General features: G+C 64.4%; 10 protein-coding genes. 7 read left to right on the forward strand and 3 right to left on the reverse strand.

Annotated features, from left to right (window positions below):
• Positions 1 to 44: 44 nt before the first annotated feature.
• Positions 45 to 1,691, forward strand: a complete 1,647-nt coding sequence (locus PQQ95_RS19790) for a cyclic peptide export ABC transporter (protein ID WP_408439534.1) — start codon at positions 45 to 47, stop codon at positions 1,689 to 1,691.
• A 43-nt stretch (positions 1,692 to 1,734) separates the two neighbouring features.
• Complete coding sequence (locus tag PQQ95_RS19795) at positions 1,735 to 4,314, forward strand: penicillin acylase family protein (RefSeq protein WP_408439537.1); 2,580 nt, start codon at positions 1,735 to 1,737, stop codon at positions 4,312 to 4,314.
• Between the two features lie 20 nt (positions 4,315 to 4,334).
• Here the strand turns inward: PQQ95_RS19795 and PQQ95_RS19800 are convergent, their stop codons facing one another.
• On the reverse strand, positions 4,335 to 5,165 hold the full coding sequence (locus PQQ95_RS19800) for an AraC family transcriptional regulator (protein WP_408439539.1): 831 nt from the start codon (positions 5,163 to 5,165) through the stop codon (positions 4,335 to 4,337).
• A 261-nt stretch (positions 5,166 to 5,426) separates the two neighbouring features.
• Between PQQ95_RS19800 and PQQ95_RS19805 the strand changes: the two genes are divergently transcribed.
• The 5 genes from PQQ95_RS19805 (at position 5,427) to PQQ95_RS19825 (ending at position 13,318) form a co-directional block, all read left to right on the forward strand.
• Entirely contained in the window at positions 5,427 to 7,634 is a 2,208-nt protein-coding gene (locus PQQ95_RS19805) for a TonB-dependent siderophore receptor (protein WP_408439540.1), read from the forward strand.
• Between the two features lie 111 nt (positions 7,635 to 7,745).
• Positions 7,746 to 9,413 carry a cyclic peptide export ABC transporter gene (locus PQQ95_RS19810; protein WP_408439542.1) on the forward strand — a complete coding sequence of 556 codons (1,668 nt, stop codon included), beginning with the start codon at positions 7,746 to 7,748 and terminating at the stop codon, positions 9,411 to 9,413.
• A 46-nt stretch (positions 9,414 to 9,459) separates the two neighbouring features.
• Positions 9,460 to 10,452, forward strand: a complete 993-nt coding sequence (locus tag PQQ95_RS19815; protein WP_408439545.1) for an ABC transporter substrate-binding protein — start codon at positions 9,460 to 9,462, stop codon at positions 10,450 to 10,452.
• Positions 10,445 to 12,463: a Fe(3+)-hydroxamate ABC transporter permease FhuB gene (fhuB, locus tag PQQ95_RS19820; RefSeq protein ID WP_408439547.1), complete on the forward strand. Its 2,019-nt coding sequence runs from the start codon at positions 10,445 to 10,447 to the stop codon at positions 12,461 to 12,463. Before PQQ95_RS19815 ends, fhuB begins: the two co-directional genes overlap by 8 nt.
• Positions 12,464 to 12,502: 39 nt before the next feature.
• Positions 12,503 to 13,318: an ATP-binding cassette domain-containing protein gene (locus PQQ95_RS19825; protein ID WP_408439550.1), complete on the forward strand. Its 816-nt coding sequence runs from the start codon at positions 12,503 to 12,505 to the stop codon at positions 13,316 to 13,318.
• An 89-nt stretch (positions 13,319 to 13,407) separates the two neighbouring features.
• Here PQQ95_RS19825 and PQQ95_RS19830 read toward each other — a convergent pair whose 3' ends face one another.
• The gene (locus PQQ95_RS19830; protein WP_408439553.1) at positions 13,408 to 14,175 is read right to left on the reverse strand and encodes a MotA/TolQ/ExbB proton channel family protein; all 768 of its coding nucleotides are present in this window, start codon (positions 14,173 to 14,175) and stop codon (positions 13,408 to 13,410) included.
• 176 nt (positions 14,176 to 14,351) lie between these two features.
• Complete coding sequence (locus tag PQQ95_RS19835; protein ID WP_408439555.1) at positions 14,352 to 14,597, reverse strand: helix-turn-helix domain-containing protein; 246 nt, start codon at positions 14,595 to 14,597, stop codon at positions 14,352 to 14,354.
• Between the last annotated feature and the right edge of the window lie 105 nt (positions 14,598 to 14,702).

Genomic DNA, 14,702 nt, shown 5'->3' on the forward strand with positions numbered 1-14,702 from the left:
CGCGGCACGGCGTACGACATCAAGCTATGCAACCAAGGATTCACATGTCCCTGTTATTGAACCTGATTCGACAATCCCGCTGGATTCTGCTGCTGGCGTTGATCGTCAGCATCGTAGGCGGCTTCGCGAATGCGGGACTCGTCGCGATCATCAACCAGGCGCTCGGCGCGACGTCCGACCGGCTCCCGGCGCTCGGCTGGCAGTTCCTGCTGCTCGCGCTCGCGGTTCTGGTCACGCGCACGCTGTCACAGACGATTTTCGTGCGGCTCGGCCAGAGTACCAAAGCCGCATTGCGGATGAAGACGATCCGCAGCGTCACCGACGCGTCGTATCAAAGCCTCGAACGGCAGGGCGCGGCGAAAGCGCTGACAGTGCTGACGCAGGACCTCGACACGATCGTGGTGTTCTTCCTGAACCTCCCGGCGCTGGCGATGAACGGCTCGATCGTGCTGGGCTGTCTTGCGTATCTCGGCTATCTGTCGTGGCAGGTCTTGGTGTTCGCGGTCGTGACCATCGTGATCGGCTCACTCGGTTTTCATCTCGCGAACACGCGCGCCATGTTCCATCTGCGCAGCTCGCGGCGCCGCGAGGACGATCTCGTGAAAGACTTTCGCGCGCTGTTCGACGGCGCGAAAGAATTGAAGCTGCATCGCCGCCGCAAGACCGCGTTCGTCGACGGTTCGATCGCGGCCAATGTCGAAGCGGTTCGCGCACAGCGTACGCGCGGCTATGTGCTGTACACCGCTGCCGCAAGCTGGGGCAGCATGATCCTGCTGGCATTCATCGGCTGCGTGCTGTTTCTGCTGACGCGGTTCCAGCCGGTGCAGGCGCACGTGCTGTCCGGTTACGCGGTGGTGTTTCTGTACATGATCATGCCGATCGAAGGGCTGCTGTCGTCGATTCCGTCGCTCAGTTCGGCGAAAGTCGCACTCGAACGCATCAACCAGGTGAACAACGATCTGCCGCCGGAAAACGTCGAGCCGGCCGACTCGGCGCAGTCGTTCGACAGCATCGTGCTGAACGGCGTCACGCACCGTTACTTCCGCGAGAAAGAAAACGAAGTGTTCACGCTCGGGCCGGTGAATCTCGCGTTCCGGCCGGGCGAACTGGTCTATCTGATCGGCGGCAACGGCAGCGGCAAAACCACGCTCGCAAAAATGCTCGTCGGTCTGTACGCGCCGGAGGGCGGCCAGATCCTGCTGAACGGCCGGCCCGTCAACGAAGTGGATCGCGACGTGTACCGCCAGCATTTTTCGGTCGTGTTCAACGACTTCTTCCTGTTCGACGAATTGCACGGTTTGCAAATAGACGGACTCGACGCGCAGGCGCAGCAACTGCTCGAACTGCTGCATCTGGAGCACAAGGTGACGATCCGCGACGGCAAATTCTCCACGACCGATCTGTCGCAAGGGCAGCGCAAGCGGCTCGCGCTGCTGGTCGCGTATCTGGAAGACCGTCCGTTCTACGTGTTCGACGAATGGGCCGCCGATCAGGACCCGACCTTCAAGGACGTGTTCTATCGCCGCCTGTTGCCCGATCTGAAGGCGCAGGGCAAGACGGTGCTCGTGATCACTCACGACGACCGTTATTTCTCGCTCGCAGACCGCTATATCAAGCTCGACTATGGCCAGGTCGTGGCCGTGGGCGACGGACGCGATCTCGAGCATCAATCGCTCAACACGGCCGCGTAAGCGCGGTGGGCGATACCTCCCCCTTACAGGATTCAAGGCTGAGATGACTGGTTCGAATCACCTGAAGCGCGCGTGCCGGGTCGCGGGCGCGCTCAGCACGGTCGTGCTGCTGGGACTGGCGGCGTGCCGCACGTCCGCGCCGCAACTTGACGAGGCATCCGCGGTATCGCCGGGCACGCCGTATCGCGTGCAGATCCAGCGGACCCCGGACGGCGTTCCGCACATCGAAGCGGACGATTGGGGCAGCCTCGGCTACGGCGTCGGCTATGCCCAGGCGCAAGACGTGCTGTGCACGTTGTCGGACGCGTTCGTCACATGGCGCGGCGAACGTTCCGCGTATTTCGGCGCGGACGGCCATCCACCCGGGCCGGCGACGTTCGGCCAGCCGCGCAATCTCGACGCGGACTTTTTCTTTCGCTCGATCATCGACGATGCGGCAATGGCGCATTTCCGCGACGCCCAGCCGCCGCGCGAACGGTCGCTGGTCGCCGGTTACGCGGACGGCTACAACCACTACGTCGACGACCTGAAAGCCGGCCGCTTCCCCGGCGCGCACGCCGCGTGCGCACGCGAGCCTTGGGTCAGGCACATTTCCGCGGACGATCTGTATCGCCGCTTCGTCGCGGCGAATCTTGCGGGCGGCACGATGCCGTTCCTGCAGCAGATCGCGACCGCTCAGCCGCCCGCTGCTTCCGCAGTGGAGGCCGCGCCGCATGCGTCGGCGCGCGTGCCTTCAAACGAGGTAAGCGAAGAGGCTGCCGCGCTCGCCGACGCTATCCGCGCGCCGTCGGGCGTCGATCCGTTCGCGCTCGGCGGGCATGCGGGAATCGGCAGCAATGCGTTCGCGTTCGGCGCGGCATCCACGCATGACGGACGCAGTCTTCTGTTCGGTAATCCTCACTGGTTCTGGCAAGGACCGGACCGTCTCTATCAGACGCAGTTGACGATTCCGGGGCAACTCGACGTTGCAGGCGCGTCGTTCCTCGGTATTCCGATGGTGATGATCGGTTTCAACCGCGACGTGGCGTGGACGCACACGGTATCGAGCGCGCGGCGTTTCGGGATTTTTCAGTTGTCGCTGGTGCCCGGCGCGCCGACCCATTATCGCTATGACGGTCACGACGAAGCGATGCGTGCCGTGCCGGTCACGATCCAGGTCCGCGACCCGCACACCGGTACGCTCACGCCCGCCACACGCACGCTGTACCGCACCCGTTTCGGGCCGGTCGTCGATCTGTCGCGGCTGTCGCCCGCGCTGGGCTGGAGCGGCGCGCAGGCATTCGCGCTGTTCGACGTGAACGCCGACAACGCGCAGACGTTTTCCAATTTTCTGAGTTGGGACCAGGCCCGTTCGCTCGACGACTTCATCGCGATCCAGAAGCGCTATGCGGCGATGCCGTGGGTGAACACATTCGCGATCGGGCGTAACGATCCAAACGTCTGGTTCGCCGACATCGGCGCGATGCCTGGCGTGACCGATGCGCGCGCCGCCGATTGCACGACGCCAGCGGGCCATGCCGCCCATGCGCGGATGCCCGGCGTGCCGTTCGTCGACGGCTCGCGTGCGGCCTGTGCGTGGACGTCGGACACGTTGCCGGGCGCGGTGCGCGCGGGCCGCCTGCCGGCCGGCGCCATGCCGAGTCTGCTGCGCCGCGACTACGTCGGCAATTTCAACGGCAGCTACTGGCTGACCAATCCGCAGGCGCCGTTGACCGGCTTCCCGCAGGTCGCCGGACAGACCGGCACGGCGCAGTCGCTGCGGACCCGGCTCGGCCATACGCTTGCCGCGGAATTGATGGCCGCGCCGGGCGGCGTCACGCGCGATGCGCTGGAGCAGACGGTGCTTGCCAGCGGCTCGATGTCCGCGCGGCTCTTTCTGAAACCGGTGCTCGGCGCGGTATGCCCGGCAGGCGGCGCAGCGCCCACGGTCGTCGTGACGCGCGATCCGCTCGATCCCAAAGCGCTGGCGACACCGCAAGCCGTCGATCTCGGGCCCGCATGCGAGGTGCTGCGGCGCTGGGATGGCAGCGCGAACGCCAACGCACGCGGCGCGAATCTGTGGGACGAGTTCTGGAATCGCGCGTCAGGCGTGCCGGAGGTGCAGCACAACACCGTGCCGTTCGACGCAGCGCGTCCGCTGTCCACGCCCGACGGTCTCGATACGGCGAACCCGGCGGTGGTGCGCGCGCTGGGCAATGCGCTCGGCGCGGCGACGCTTGCGCTGCAACGCAACGGTTTCGCACTCGATGCAACGCGCGGCGACATGCTGCATGTGGGCGAGGGCGCCGACCGGATTCCGCTCTTCGGCGGTTGCGACCGGCAAGGGTATTTCACGGTTGCCTGCGCGATGCAGCCGCTGGATCGCGACGGTTACGCGCTCGATCGCGACGCGCATGGCAACAGTTATTTGCAGGTGGTGAGCTTCGACGCCGACGGGCCGCAGGCCGATACGCTGCTGACCACCGGTGTGTCCGACGATCCGGCGTCGCCGTATTACCGCGCCGGTATTCGCACTTACGCCCGCAAGGCATGGTCGCGTTTCCCCTTCACGCCGCAGGCATTAGAGGCTTCGCGGCCCCTGACGGAAACCGTGCTGACGGGAGGGCGGAGCGGGGTTCACTGATGCGCAGTCGCGGGTGGCGGTTACGACACCGCCTCTGTCCGTGAATTCAGATATCGCTGCGGCGTGGTGCCCAGCGTTTTCCTGAACATCGCGATAAAGGCGCTGGCGCTCTGGTAACCGAGTTCCTCTGCGATGACCGTCACGGGTACGCCCAGCGCCAGCCGCGCCACTGCCTCGACGAGCCGCAACTGCTGCCGCCACTGGCCGAAGCTGAGCCCTGTTTCGTCGCGAAACAGGCGCCCGAGTGTGCTGGGGCTCGCACCGACGCGTTCGCCCCATCGCTCGATGGTGTCGTTGTTCTCGGGATAGGACAGCAATTGCTCGCAGATCGAACGCAGCCGGCGGTCGTCGGGAAGCGGCAAAGTTCCGCTCGTCACCTCGGGCGCGCGCGCCAGTTCCAGCAGAAAAAGCTCGGTGAGCAGTTCGGCCCGCCGCGCGTCGCCCACCTCCTGCGAGCCGGGTGTCAAGCCATTGACGAGCGCGTCGAGCAACTCCCCGATATGAAGCACCTGACAGCGTGAACGGCCTTGCATATTGGCATCGGCGTCCGGTGCGACGTAAGCCGTGCGCACGACGACGTCGCCGATGGCATGCAGCTCATGGGTGGTGGCCGCCGGCAGCCACATTGCATGGAACGGCGGCAAGGTCCAGATGCCCGCGGGCGTGAGAATGCGCAGCACGCCGCGTGTGACATAAATGAGCTGCGCTTCCTCATGGGCGTGCCATACCTCGCGAAAGCCGTTTTCATAAGTCCAGGTCCGCGCGATCACCGACTCGAGTTGCGGCGTCGGGACGATGGTGTACCGCTGACGCCAGACGGGATTCACGCTCTCTATTTTTGGGGATTTCATCGATAGACGGTTAAAAACTGACCTGTTTGCGATATTGATTGGCGATACAGCGCAAAGCGGTCGCCTTTATCCTTCTCATGTCCGGCCCCCGTGTCGGAAACATCTGTCCGGAATTGGTAATGATTCTTATTTTGTCACGATTTCGCGACGGAATCGGCAAATCCGGACGATCCACGGGATGCCGTCATGATCTTTTTGCAACAGCGAGAGTTGGGGATGAAAAATTCGAAAGTTTGCCGGCCTGGAAACGGCAAAAGGGGAATGCGGGGACATGCGGGCGCGCTACGGGTTCTGCCGATTGCCGCGGCTTGCATGATGGCGAGCGCGGCCTACGCGCAAAACCGCGCCGGCACGGCCGCGGATCTGGTTGCGCAGCAAACCCAGCAGCCGGCCGAGGTCACGGCGCCGGCCGGCGACACGTCGCTTCCGGCGGTTATGGTGACCGGCGCGCGTCAGCCTGAAACGGCGACGAGCCCCGTGGAGGGCTACGTGGCAAAGCGCAGCGCAACGGGCAGCAAGACCGACACGCCGATCGTCGAAACGCCGCAGTCGATCTCGGTGATCACCGCCGATCAGATGCAGGCTCAGGCGGTGCAGTCGGTCGGCCAGGCGTTGCGCTATACGCCGGGGGTGATCGGTGAAGAATACGGCGGCCTCGCCACCACGATCGATTACTTCGTGGTCCGGGGCTTCCCGAACCAGTTTCCGTTTGTTGACGGTCTGTCGACCGAGACCTTTTTCACGCTGCTGGCGCCGGCGGTGGATCCCTACGCGCTCGAGCGCATCGACGTGCTGCGTGGCCCGGCCTCCGTGCTGTACGGGCAGAACATTCCCGGCGGCATGATCAACCTCGTGACCAAACGGCCCACCGACGAGCCGTTGCACGAAGTGTCGTTCGACGCGGGGAGCTACGGCAGCGTGGGCGGCCGCTTCGACCTCAGCGGTCCCGTCACCCAGGACGGCACGCTGCTGTACCGCCTGACGGGCGATGCGAGCACGGACGGCTCGCAGGTCGACTTTCAGCGCGACAAACGCTTTTACATCGCGCCCGCGCTGACGTGGAAACCGTCGGCGGACACCACCTTCACGCTGCTGTCGCATTTCAGCTATCGCAACAGCAGTAACCCGACGGTGGATCTGCCGGCTATCGGCACGTTGTATCCGGGGCCGACGGGTACGAGGATCGGCACCAACCTGTTTGACGGCGAACCCAATTTCAACCAGATCCGCCGCAGCGAAGAGGCCATCGGCTACGAATTCGAACACCGTTTCAACGATTGGCTGACCGTCCGCCAGAATCTGCGCTACACGCACGTCAATATGAATGAAGACGTGGTCGGCAATGCCGGCCTCGAGGACGATCTCGCCACGATGGACCGCTATGCCTTCGACGCGAAGGCCAGTGCCGATATCTTCACAGTCGACAATCAGGCGCAGTTCAAATTCAGAACGGGCGTATTGCAGCATACGGCGCTTATTGGCGTCGATTACGTGCATTCGATCGACCGCTGGGCCGAGAATGACGCGACCTCGGTGCCGTCACTCAATCTGTACAACCCGGTTTACGGCGGACCGATCACGCTGGGCGGCGTCGACTACAGCGTGGAGCATCATCTCGACCAGGTCGGCCTGTACGCGCAGGACCAGATCCGTTTCGGCAAGCTGGTCGCGACATTCGGCGTGCGCCAGGACTGGTCCAGCACCGACGAGTTCGACCGGATCGCGGGCCAGACGGACCAGAGCAACGACGCGAACCGGTTCACCTATCGTGCGGGTCTCGTCTATCTGTTCGACAACGGTTTCGCGCCGTATGTGAGCTACGCGACGTCGTTCCAGCCGGGTCTCGGCACCACCTTCAACAACGCGGCGCTCAAGCCGACCACCGGGCAGAGCGTCGAAGCGGGCATCAAATATCAGCCGCCCGGCCAGAAGAGCTTCGCGATGCTGTCGGTGTACAACATCTTGCAAAAGAACGTCACCGAGCCGGATTTCGATCATCCTGAGGGCAACTTCGTCGTGCAGACGGGCGCGCAGCGCGTGCAGGGCATCGAATTGTCGGGCGTTGCGGATCTCGGCGCCGGCCTGAGCCTGACGGCCGCTTATACGTATATGAACGGCAAGATCACCGAGAGCGATCAGGGTTTTGCGGGCAATCAGGCGCAGAACGTGCCGCACAACATGGCGAGCCTGTGGCTCGACAAGACCTTCCAGCAGGGTCCGATGAAGGGCTTCGGGATCGGCGGCGGTGTGCGCTACATTGGCCCGCAGTACGGGGACCAGGCGAACGACGTGAAAATGCCGTCGACGACCTTATTCGACGCCGCTATCCATTACGATATCGAGCGCTGGCGCTTCTCCGTCAACGTGCAAAATCTGTTCGACCGCGTGTACGTCAATTGCCAGTCGACCAATTATTGCGCGTATGGCCTGCGGCGCAGCGTACTCGGCCGTGCGACTTATCAGTGGTAAGACGCGTGGCCCCCACAATACAAATAGGCAAATAGATCGATACCGGCATGCCCGGCCAGCTTATGCGGCCGGGCATGCCGCATAAGCCGGTATCGACACGAAAGAGGGCGTATGTCGCTAATTCTGTATCTGATCCGTCATTCGCGTCAGACCTTGCTGGTCGCGATCATCACCAGCATCATCAGCGGCTTGAGCAGCGCAGGGCTGGTCGCGCTGATCAATCAGGCGCTCGGTGCGTCCCAGGCAAGACTGGGTGAGATCGGCCTGAAATTTCTCGGCTTGAGCGTGCTCGTGCTGATCACGCGCGCGCTGTCGTCGACGCTCTTCATGCAGCTTGGCCAGCGCGCCAAGGCCACGCTGCGCATGGACACACTCCGCCGCATCGGCGATGCGTCGTATCAGAACCTCGAAAAGCAGGGCGCTTCCCGCGCGCTGTCCGTGCTGACGGACGATCTCGATACCATCGTGGTCTTCTTCGTGAGCCTGCCGAATCTTGCGATGCAGGGCGCCGTCATTGCCGGCTGTCTCGCCTATCTGGGGTATCTGTCCTGGCAGATCCTGCTGTTCGCGGTTGTTACGGTGTTCATCGGGTCGCTCGGATTTCATCTCGCCAATAGCCGCGCGGTGTTTCATCTGCGCAGTTCGCGCCGGCGCGAGGACGATCTCGTCAAACATTTCCGCGCGCTCTTCGACGGCGCGAAGGAGCTGAAACTGCATCGCGAACGCAAGCAGGCGTTCATCGACGATACGCTCGCGACCAACGTCGAAGCCGTGCGGGTGCAACGCACGCGCGGCTATGTGCTGTACGCCGCCGCGGCCAGTTGGGGCAGCTTCATCTTCTTTGCGTTCATTGGCTGCGTGCTGTTCGTGCTGGCGCGGCTGTATCCGGTGTCCGGCCACGTGATGTCGGGCTACGCGATGATCTTTCTATACATGATCATGCCGATCGAGGGACTTCTTTCGGCGCTGCCCACCATCAGTTCGGCGAAGGTCGCGATCGAACGCATCAATCAGATCAACGCCGATCTGCCGGCCGAGAATACGTTGCCCGCGCCGCAGGCCACGTCGTTCGACAGTATCGTGCTCGAGCACGTCACGCACCGCTACTACCGCGAGAAGGAGGACGAAGTGTTCACGCTGGGGCCGATCGACCTCACGTTCAAGCCAGGCGAACTCGTCTATCTGATCGGCGGCAACGGCAGCGGCAAGACTACGCTCGCCAAGATGCTGGTCGGCCTCTACGCGCCGGAAGGCGGGCGTATTCTGCTGAACGGCAAGCCGGTCAACGAAGCCGAGCGCGACATTTACCGGCAGCATTTCTCGGTGGTGTTCAACGATTTCTTCCTGTTCGACACGCTGCTCGGCATGAAGCTGGACGGGCTCGACAGCCGGGCGTTGGCGCTGCTCGAAGCCCTGCATCTCGATCACAAGGTCAAGATCGAAAACGGCGTGTTTTCGACGACCGAACTGTCTCAGGGGCAACGAAAGCGGCTCGCCTTGCTCGTCACCTATCTGGAAGACCGCCCGTTCTACGTGTTCGACGAGTGGGCAGCGGACCAGGACCCGGTGTTCAAGGAAGCGTTCTACCGGCGTCTTCTGCCGGAGCTGCGCGCGAAAGGCAAGACGGTCCTCGTGATTACGCACGACGATCGCTACTTCCACCTGGCCGACCGCTATGTGAAGCTCGATTACGGCCAGCTTGTCGAAGAGGGTAAGGGAACTGATTTGCAGCACGAATACGCACGCACACATGGCACAGCGCAGGTCCACGCCGGATGACGGGCGCGCGGCGCACGCCGCGCGTTCCGAAGAGAGGCCGCTTCTCATGACTCACACGGCTCGCCCCGCCAATCCGGGGCGCCGCCGCTGCCTGAATGCGCTGGGTGCGCTCGGTGCGCTCGGTACGTTGCGCGTTGGAGCCGCGGTGCCGCTTGCGTCCGCGCTCGCTTCGCCAGTCGGTGCATTGGCAGGCGAGGGCGTGACGGGCCGCGCGCCGCGCATCGTTTCGCTCAGCTGGGCGGGTGCGCAGATCCTCGTCTCGCTTGGCATCGTGCCAATCGGCATCGCCGAGCGGGCGGATTATCCGTCGAGCGGCGCGCTTCCCGCGATGCCGGCCGGCGTCCTCGAACTCGGCATGCACAGCGAGCCGAATCTCGAACTGCTGCAGCGGATCAAGCCCGACCTGATCGTCATCGACGCCAATCAGAGCGGCCTCGACGCGAATCTCTCCAGCATTGCGCCGACGCTCACGCTCGACATCTACAACGCACGGCGCGGCAAACCCTTCGCGCGCGCGGTCGCCGAGACCCAGCGCGTCGGCAGGGTGCTCGGCCGCGAAGCGGCGGCGCGCACGCATCTGGCCGAGGTCGACGCGCAACTGGCCGCCTGCGCCACCACCGTGTCCACGCTCGGCGCGGTGCCGCCGCTGCTGATCGTCGACCTGTACGACGACGGCCGGCATCTTTATCTCTATGGGCCGAACAGCATGATGCAGGACGTGATGGACCGGCTCGGCGTGCGCAACGCATGGGACGGCTCGACCGATTCGGGCTACCTGCTGCTGGGCATCGAAGGACTGGCAGCCATGGGCAACGCGCAGATGTACTACATCAGTCACGGCATGCGCGATCAGATCGCGCTGCACAACCTGAGCCGCAGCGTGCTCTGGCAATCCCTGCCGTTCGTGCAGGCGCAACGTTTCCTGCCGTTGCCGGGATTCTTCGCCTACGGTTCGACCTCGTGCGCGGTCCAGTTTGCTCAGGAACTCACCCGCGGACTGGTCGCGCTCGATCGGCAGAGGGGACGCGCACGTGGCTGAATCTATCGCGATGCGCGCCACGTCACGCCGTTTTTCCATGCACCCGGCCTGGCTTGCCGGCGCGTTGGCCTGCGGTGCGCTGCTGCTGTCGCTGCATCAGCTCGGCACGCTGCTGCCGATGAATCTGTGGTGGCAGGCGCTGGTTTCGCCCGATCTGCACGACATGCGCCAGATCGTCGTGCATGAAAGCGTGCTGCCGCGCCTCGTCACCTGCTTGCTGGGCGGCGCGCAGTTGTCGCTGGCCGGCGCGATCTTTCAGCAGGTGCTGCGCAATCCGCTGGCTGAACCAACCACGCTCGGCGTGTCGGCCGGGGCGTCGCTCGCGCTTTCGCTGGCGTTGCTGTTCGCGCCGCAGTGGCTGTTCTTCGGGCAGGAGTGGGTCGCGCTGGCGGGCGCCGTGCTCGCCATGCTGATCGTGACGGCGCTCGCCTGGCGGCGGCGCCTCGCGGCCGTCGCGCTGATTCTCGCCGGTCTGATCGTGAACTTCTATTGCGGCTCGATCAATGCGGTGCTGACGCTGTTTCATCATGACGATCTGCAGTCGCTGTTCATCTGGGGCGCGGGGTCGCTGAACCAGAACAACTGGGATGCGCCGCGTGCGCTGCTGCCGCGCTTCGCAGCCGGTGCGTGCCTTGCCGCGGCGCTGGTGCGGCCGCTGACGATGATGTCGCTCGCGGACGGCAGCGCACGCGCCCTCGGCGTGTCGTTGCGCTTCGTGCGCGTGACGGCGCTGGCGTTGGCGGTATTTCTCGGCGCATCGGTGGTGGCGTCGGTCGGCGTGATCGGTTTTCTCGGCGTGCTCGCACCGACGATCGTCAGGCTGGCGGGCGCGCGCCGCTTCCGGCAGCGGCTTGTGTGGGCGCCGCTTTTCGGCGCCGCGCTGCTATGGCTCACCGACCAGCTCGTGCAGATGTTCTCCGGCGCGTGGTCGGGTGTGCCCACCGGCGCGGTGATGTCGCTCGTCGGCGCGCCGTTCCTGTTCTGGCTGCTGCCACGACTGCCTGCGCTGCCCGATACCGTCGATATGTCCCCGCACGAGCTGCATCAGAACCGCCTGCGGCTTCCGGCGTGGATCGCGTTGGGCGCCTTCCTGCTCGTGGTTGCCGTGGTGCTCGGCCTTGTGCTCGGCGCGACGGCGGACGGCTGGCACTGGAGCCTGGGCGGCGATCTCGACGCGATGCTGCATTGGCGCGGCCCGCGCGTGTTCGCCGCGCTGGCGGCGGGGGCGCTGCTGGGCGTCGCCGGCGCGATCATGCAGCGCGTGACCGGCAATTCGATGGCGAGCCCCGAAGTGCTCGGCATTTCGGCGGGCGCATCGCTCGGACTGATCGCCCTCCTGTTCGTCACGCCCGAGGCCGGCCGCGTGCTCCAGACCGGCGCGGCCGGGGCGGGCGCCTTCGTGACACTGCTCGCGATGCTTGCGCTCGGACGCCGCTACGGCTTCGCGCCCGAACGGATGTTGCTGGTCGGCATCACGCTCGGCACCGCGTTCAGCGCGCTCGTCACCGTGCTGCTCGCGAGCGACAACCCGCAGATGAGCGGCCTGCTCGCGTGGATGGCGGGCTCGACCTATGGCGTGACAACGCACGACGCCGTTATCGCCTGCGTATCGCTGGCCGCGCTCGGGGCCGTCACCGCACTTTTCGTGCGCGGGCTCGACATTTTGCCGCTCGGCGAAACCGTTGCCCTGAGTCTCGGCGTGAATCTCGGTTTCAGCCGGCTCGCGTTGTTGCTGCTCGCCGCCTTGATGACGGGCGTGGCGACGATCGTGGTCGGCCCGCTCAGCTTTATCGGCCTGATGGCGCCGCACCTCGCCCGCATGCTCGGTTTCAGGCGGGCCGTCGCACAGCTTGCCGGCGCCGCGCTGCTGGGCGCATTCATCCTGGTGCTGGCCGACTGGCTCGGCCGCAACCTGCTGTTTCCTTTCCAGATTCCAGTCGGCCTGCTGGCGACACTGCTCGGCGGCCTGTACTTCATGTGGCTGATGGTGCGCGGCAAGGCGGCGCTATGAGTGCCGCGGGCCATCTTCCACGAACGTATCGCATCGGACATGAACTCACTAGCTAATACCACCGGGACCGGCACCGCGGCGCGCCCCATGTATGAGATCGACGGCGTGTCGTTCACCGTTGCCGGACGCACCTTGTTGCATCCGCTGAGCCTGACGCTGCCGGCGCAACGCGTGTGTGGGCTGATCGGCCATAACGGCTCGGGCAAGAGCACGCTGCTCAAACTGCTGGCCCGCCAGCAGCGGCCGACTACGGGCAGCGTGCGCTTTGCCGGCACGCCGCTCGCGCAGTGGGACAACCGCGCTCTCGCGCGCAAGGTGGCCTATCTGCCGCAACAACCGCCGGCCGCGGATGGCATGACAGTGCGCGAACTGGTCTCGCTGGGCCGCTACCCATGGCATGGCGCATTGGGCCGTTTCGGCGTGCGCGATAGCGCGAAGGTGAGCGAAGCGATGGAGTTGACCGACGTCGTGCGTTTCGCGGATCGTCCAGTGGACGGTCTCTCGGGCGGGGAGCGTCAGCGCGTCTGGCTGGCGATGCTGGTCGCCCAGGACAGTGACTGCCTGTTACTCGACGAACCGATTTCCGCGCTCGATATTGCCCACCAGATCGAAGTGCTAAGCCTCGTGCGCGCGCTGAGCGAAAAGCAGGGCTTGAGCGTGGTGGTCGTGCTGCACGACATCAACATGGCGGGCCGTTTCTGCGATGATTTGATTGCGCTTAAAGGCGGCCGGTTGCTGGCGAGTGGCTCGTCCGCCGAATTGATGCGGGCCGACACGCTCGAGGAAATCTACGGCATACCGATGGGTATCGTTGAGCACCCGCACGGCGGCACGCCCATCACCTTCGCACATTGAGCGCGATGCCGGGGCGCCGCGTTCGGCCGTTTGGAATCGAACGATTCTGCTCGCTGTATCGAGTTGGAAACGGGCCTATTGCAGTTTGCTTATTGCAGTTTAAGTTCGCTGACGTCCGCCTGAACCCCGGCTGCGCTGTCCTGAGCGGACAGCGTGCCTTTCAGCGTTCTGGATGACAACTGCGAGCCGGTGACGAAGTAAGCGTACAGGCCATGCACAAAACGGTTCAGCTTCGTCAACGTGGCCCGATTGGCACGGGTCAGGGCGTTATAGGCGAGCACCGCTGGAATCGCGACGAACAGGCCACACGCGGTCATGATCAGCGATTCGCCGACAGGTCCCGCAACCTGATCGACCGACGTCTGGCCCGCGGCCCCGATCGCGAGAAGGGCGTGATAGATCCCCCAGACCGTGCCGAACAGGCCGACGAAGGGCGCTGTACTGCCGATCGACGCGAGGACCGCCAGCCCGCGCTGTAAATTCGAAACGGCTTCGTCCAAGGTGTCGCCCAGACAGCGCGCAATCCAGTCCGACACGTCCATGCGCTCATGCAGATGCGACTGGGTCCGATGATGATGGTCGGCGGCTTCCTGACCGGCTACGGCGAGTGCTACGAATGGATTGCCGGCGGAAGGCGACGCGTGCTGGCCTAATTTCGCCAGTCCTTCTTCGAAGTTGTCCGAATGCCAGAACAGTTGCTCGGCGTCCCGTGTCATACGCCTGACTCGCGCGATGTCCGACAGCTTCAGGACAATGACGGTCCAGGACAGCAGGGACATGACGAAGAGCACCAGCACGATGCCCCGCGTGACGAAATCACCCTGTTGCCAGACATTTTCCATGCCGTAGTGTTGCATGGCGGTTTTCCTTAATGCAGCTCACTTGGGCTGATTGGGACGAGGGCCCCGATGGGCGCCGTGGCAAAACCGGATAAGCAGCACGTTAGACGCTTCTGCCGCGCGGCAGCGAATGGCACGGCACAGGCACGGCACAAGCGGGCGCTCATGAGGATGTGAATCATTATTATTTAACGCTATACCCTTGGCAAGCGAACAGAATGTTCGGGCTTGATCTCGGCGGCTATCGACGCGCCATCGCTGTGCAAGGTCGCAAGCGCGCGCAGGGAACATGAGAAGCCGGCGGCACCCGAAGCCCGATAGCGGATCACCAGCCGTTCGACCTGGCGCACGCTGAGTCCCAGCCGTTCGGCGGCTCGCCCAGGCTTGAGGCCCATGTCGACAATGGCCTGGATGACCTTCAGACGGTCGAGTTCGCGCATGTTCAGTGTCACCAGTTCGGCTGCACGCATGGCGAGCTCCCGCAATCAGACCGGAAACGCCGAGCATGGCATCAGCCTCAAAACACGACATCTGTATCTTGCTGA

The organism is Paraburkholderia caffeinilytica, assembly GCF_046030355.1.
Lineage (GTDB): Bacteria > Pseudomonadota > Gammaproteobacteria > Burkholderiales > Burkholderiaceae > Paraburkholderia > Paraburkholderia caffeinilytica_B.

Coding starts and splice junctions, on each gene's coding strand:
- PQQ95_RS19790 (WP_408439534.1), top strand. CDS start 45: ATGTCCCTGTTATTGAACCTGATTCGACAATCCCGCTGGATTCTGCTG.
- PQQ95_RS19795 (WP_408439537.1), top strand. CDS start 1,735: ATGACTGGTTCGAATCACCTGAAGCGCGCGTGCCGGGTCGCGGGCGCG.
- PQQ95_RS19800 (WP_408439539.1), bottom strand. CDS start 5,165: ATGAAATCCCCAAAAATAGAGAGCGTGAATCCCGTCTGGCGTCAGCGG.
- PQQ95_RS19805 (WP_408439540.1), top strand. CDS start 5,427: ATGCGGGGACATGCGGGCGCGCTACGGGTTCTGCCGATTGCCGCGGCT.
- PQQ95_RS19810 (WP_408439542.1), top strand. CDS start 7,746: ATGTCGCTAATTCTGTATCTGATCCGTCATTCGCGTCAGACCTTGCTG.
- PQQ95_RS19815 (WP_408439545.1), top strand. CDS start 9,460: ATGACTCACACGGCTCGCCCCGCCAATCCGGGGCGCCGCCGCTGCCTG.
- PQQ95_RS19825 (WP_408439550.1), top strand. CDS start 12,503: ATGAACTCACTAGCTAATACCACCGGGACCGGCACCGCGGCGCGCCCC.
- PQQ95_RS19830 (WP_408439553.1), bottom strand. CDS start 14,175: ATGCAACACTACGGCATGGAAAATGTCTGGCAACAGGGTGATTTCGTC.
- PQQ95_RS19835 (WP_408439555.1), bottom strand. CDS start 14,597: ATGCGCGAACTCGACCGTCTGAAGGTCATCCAGGCCATTGTCGACATG.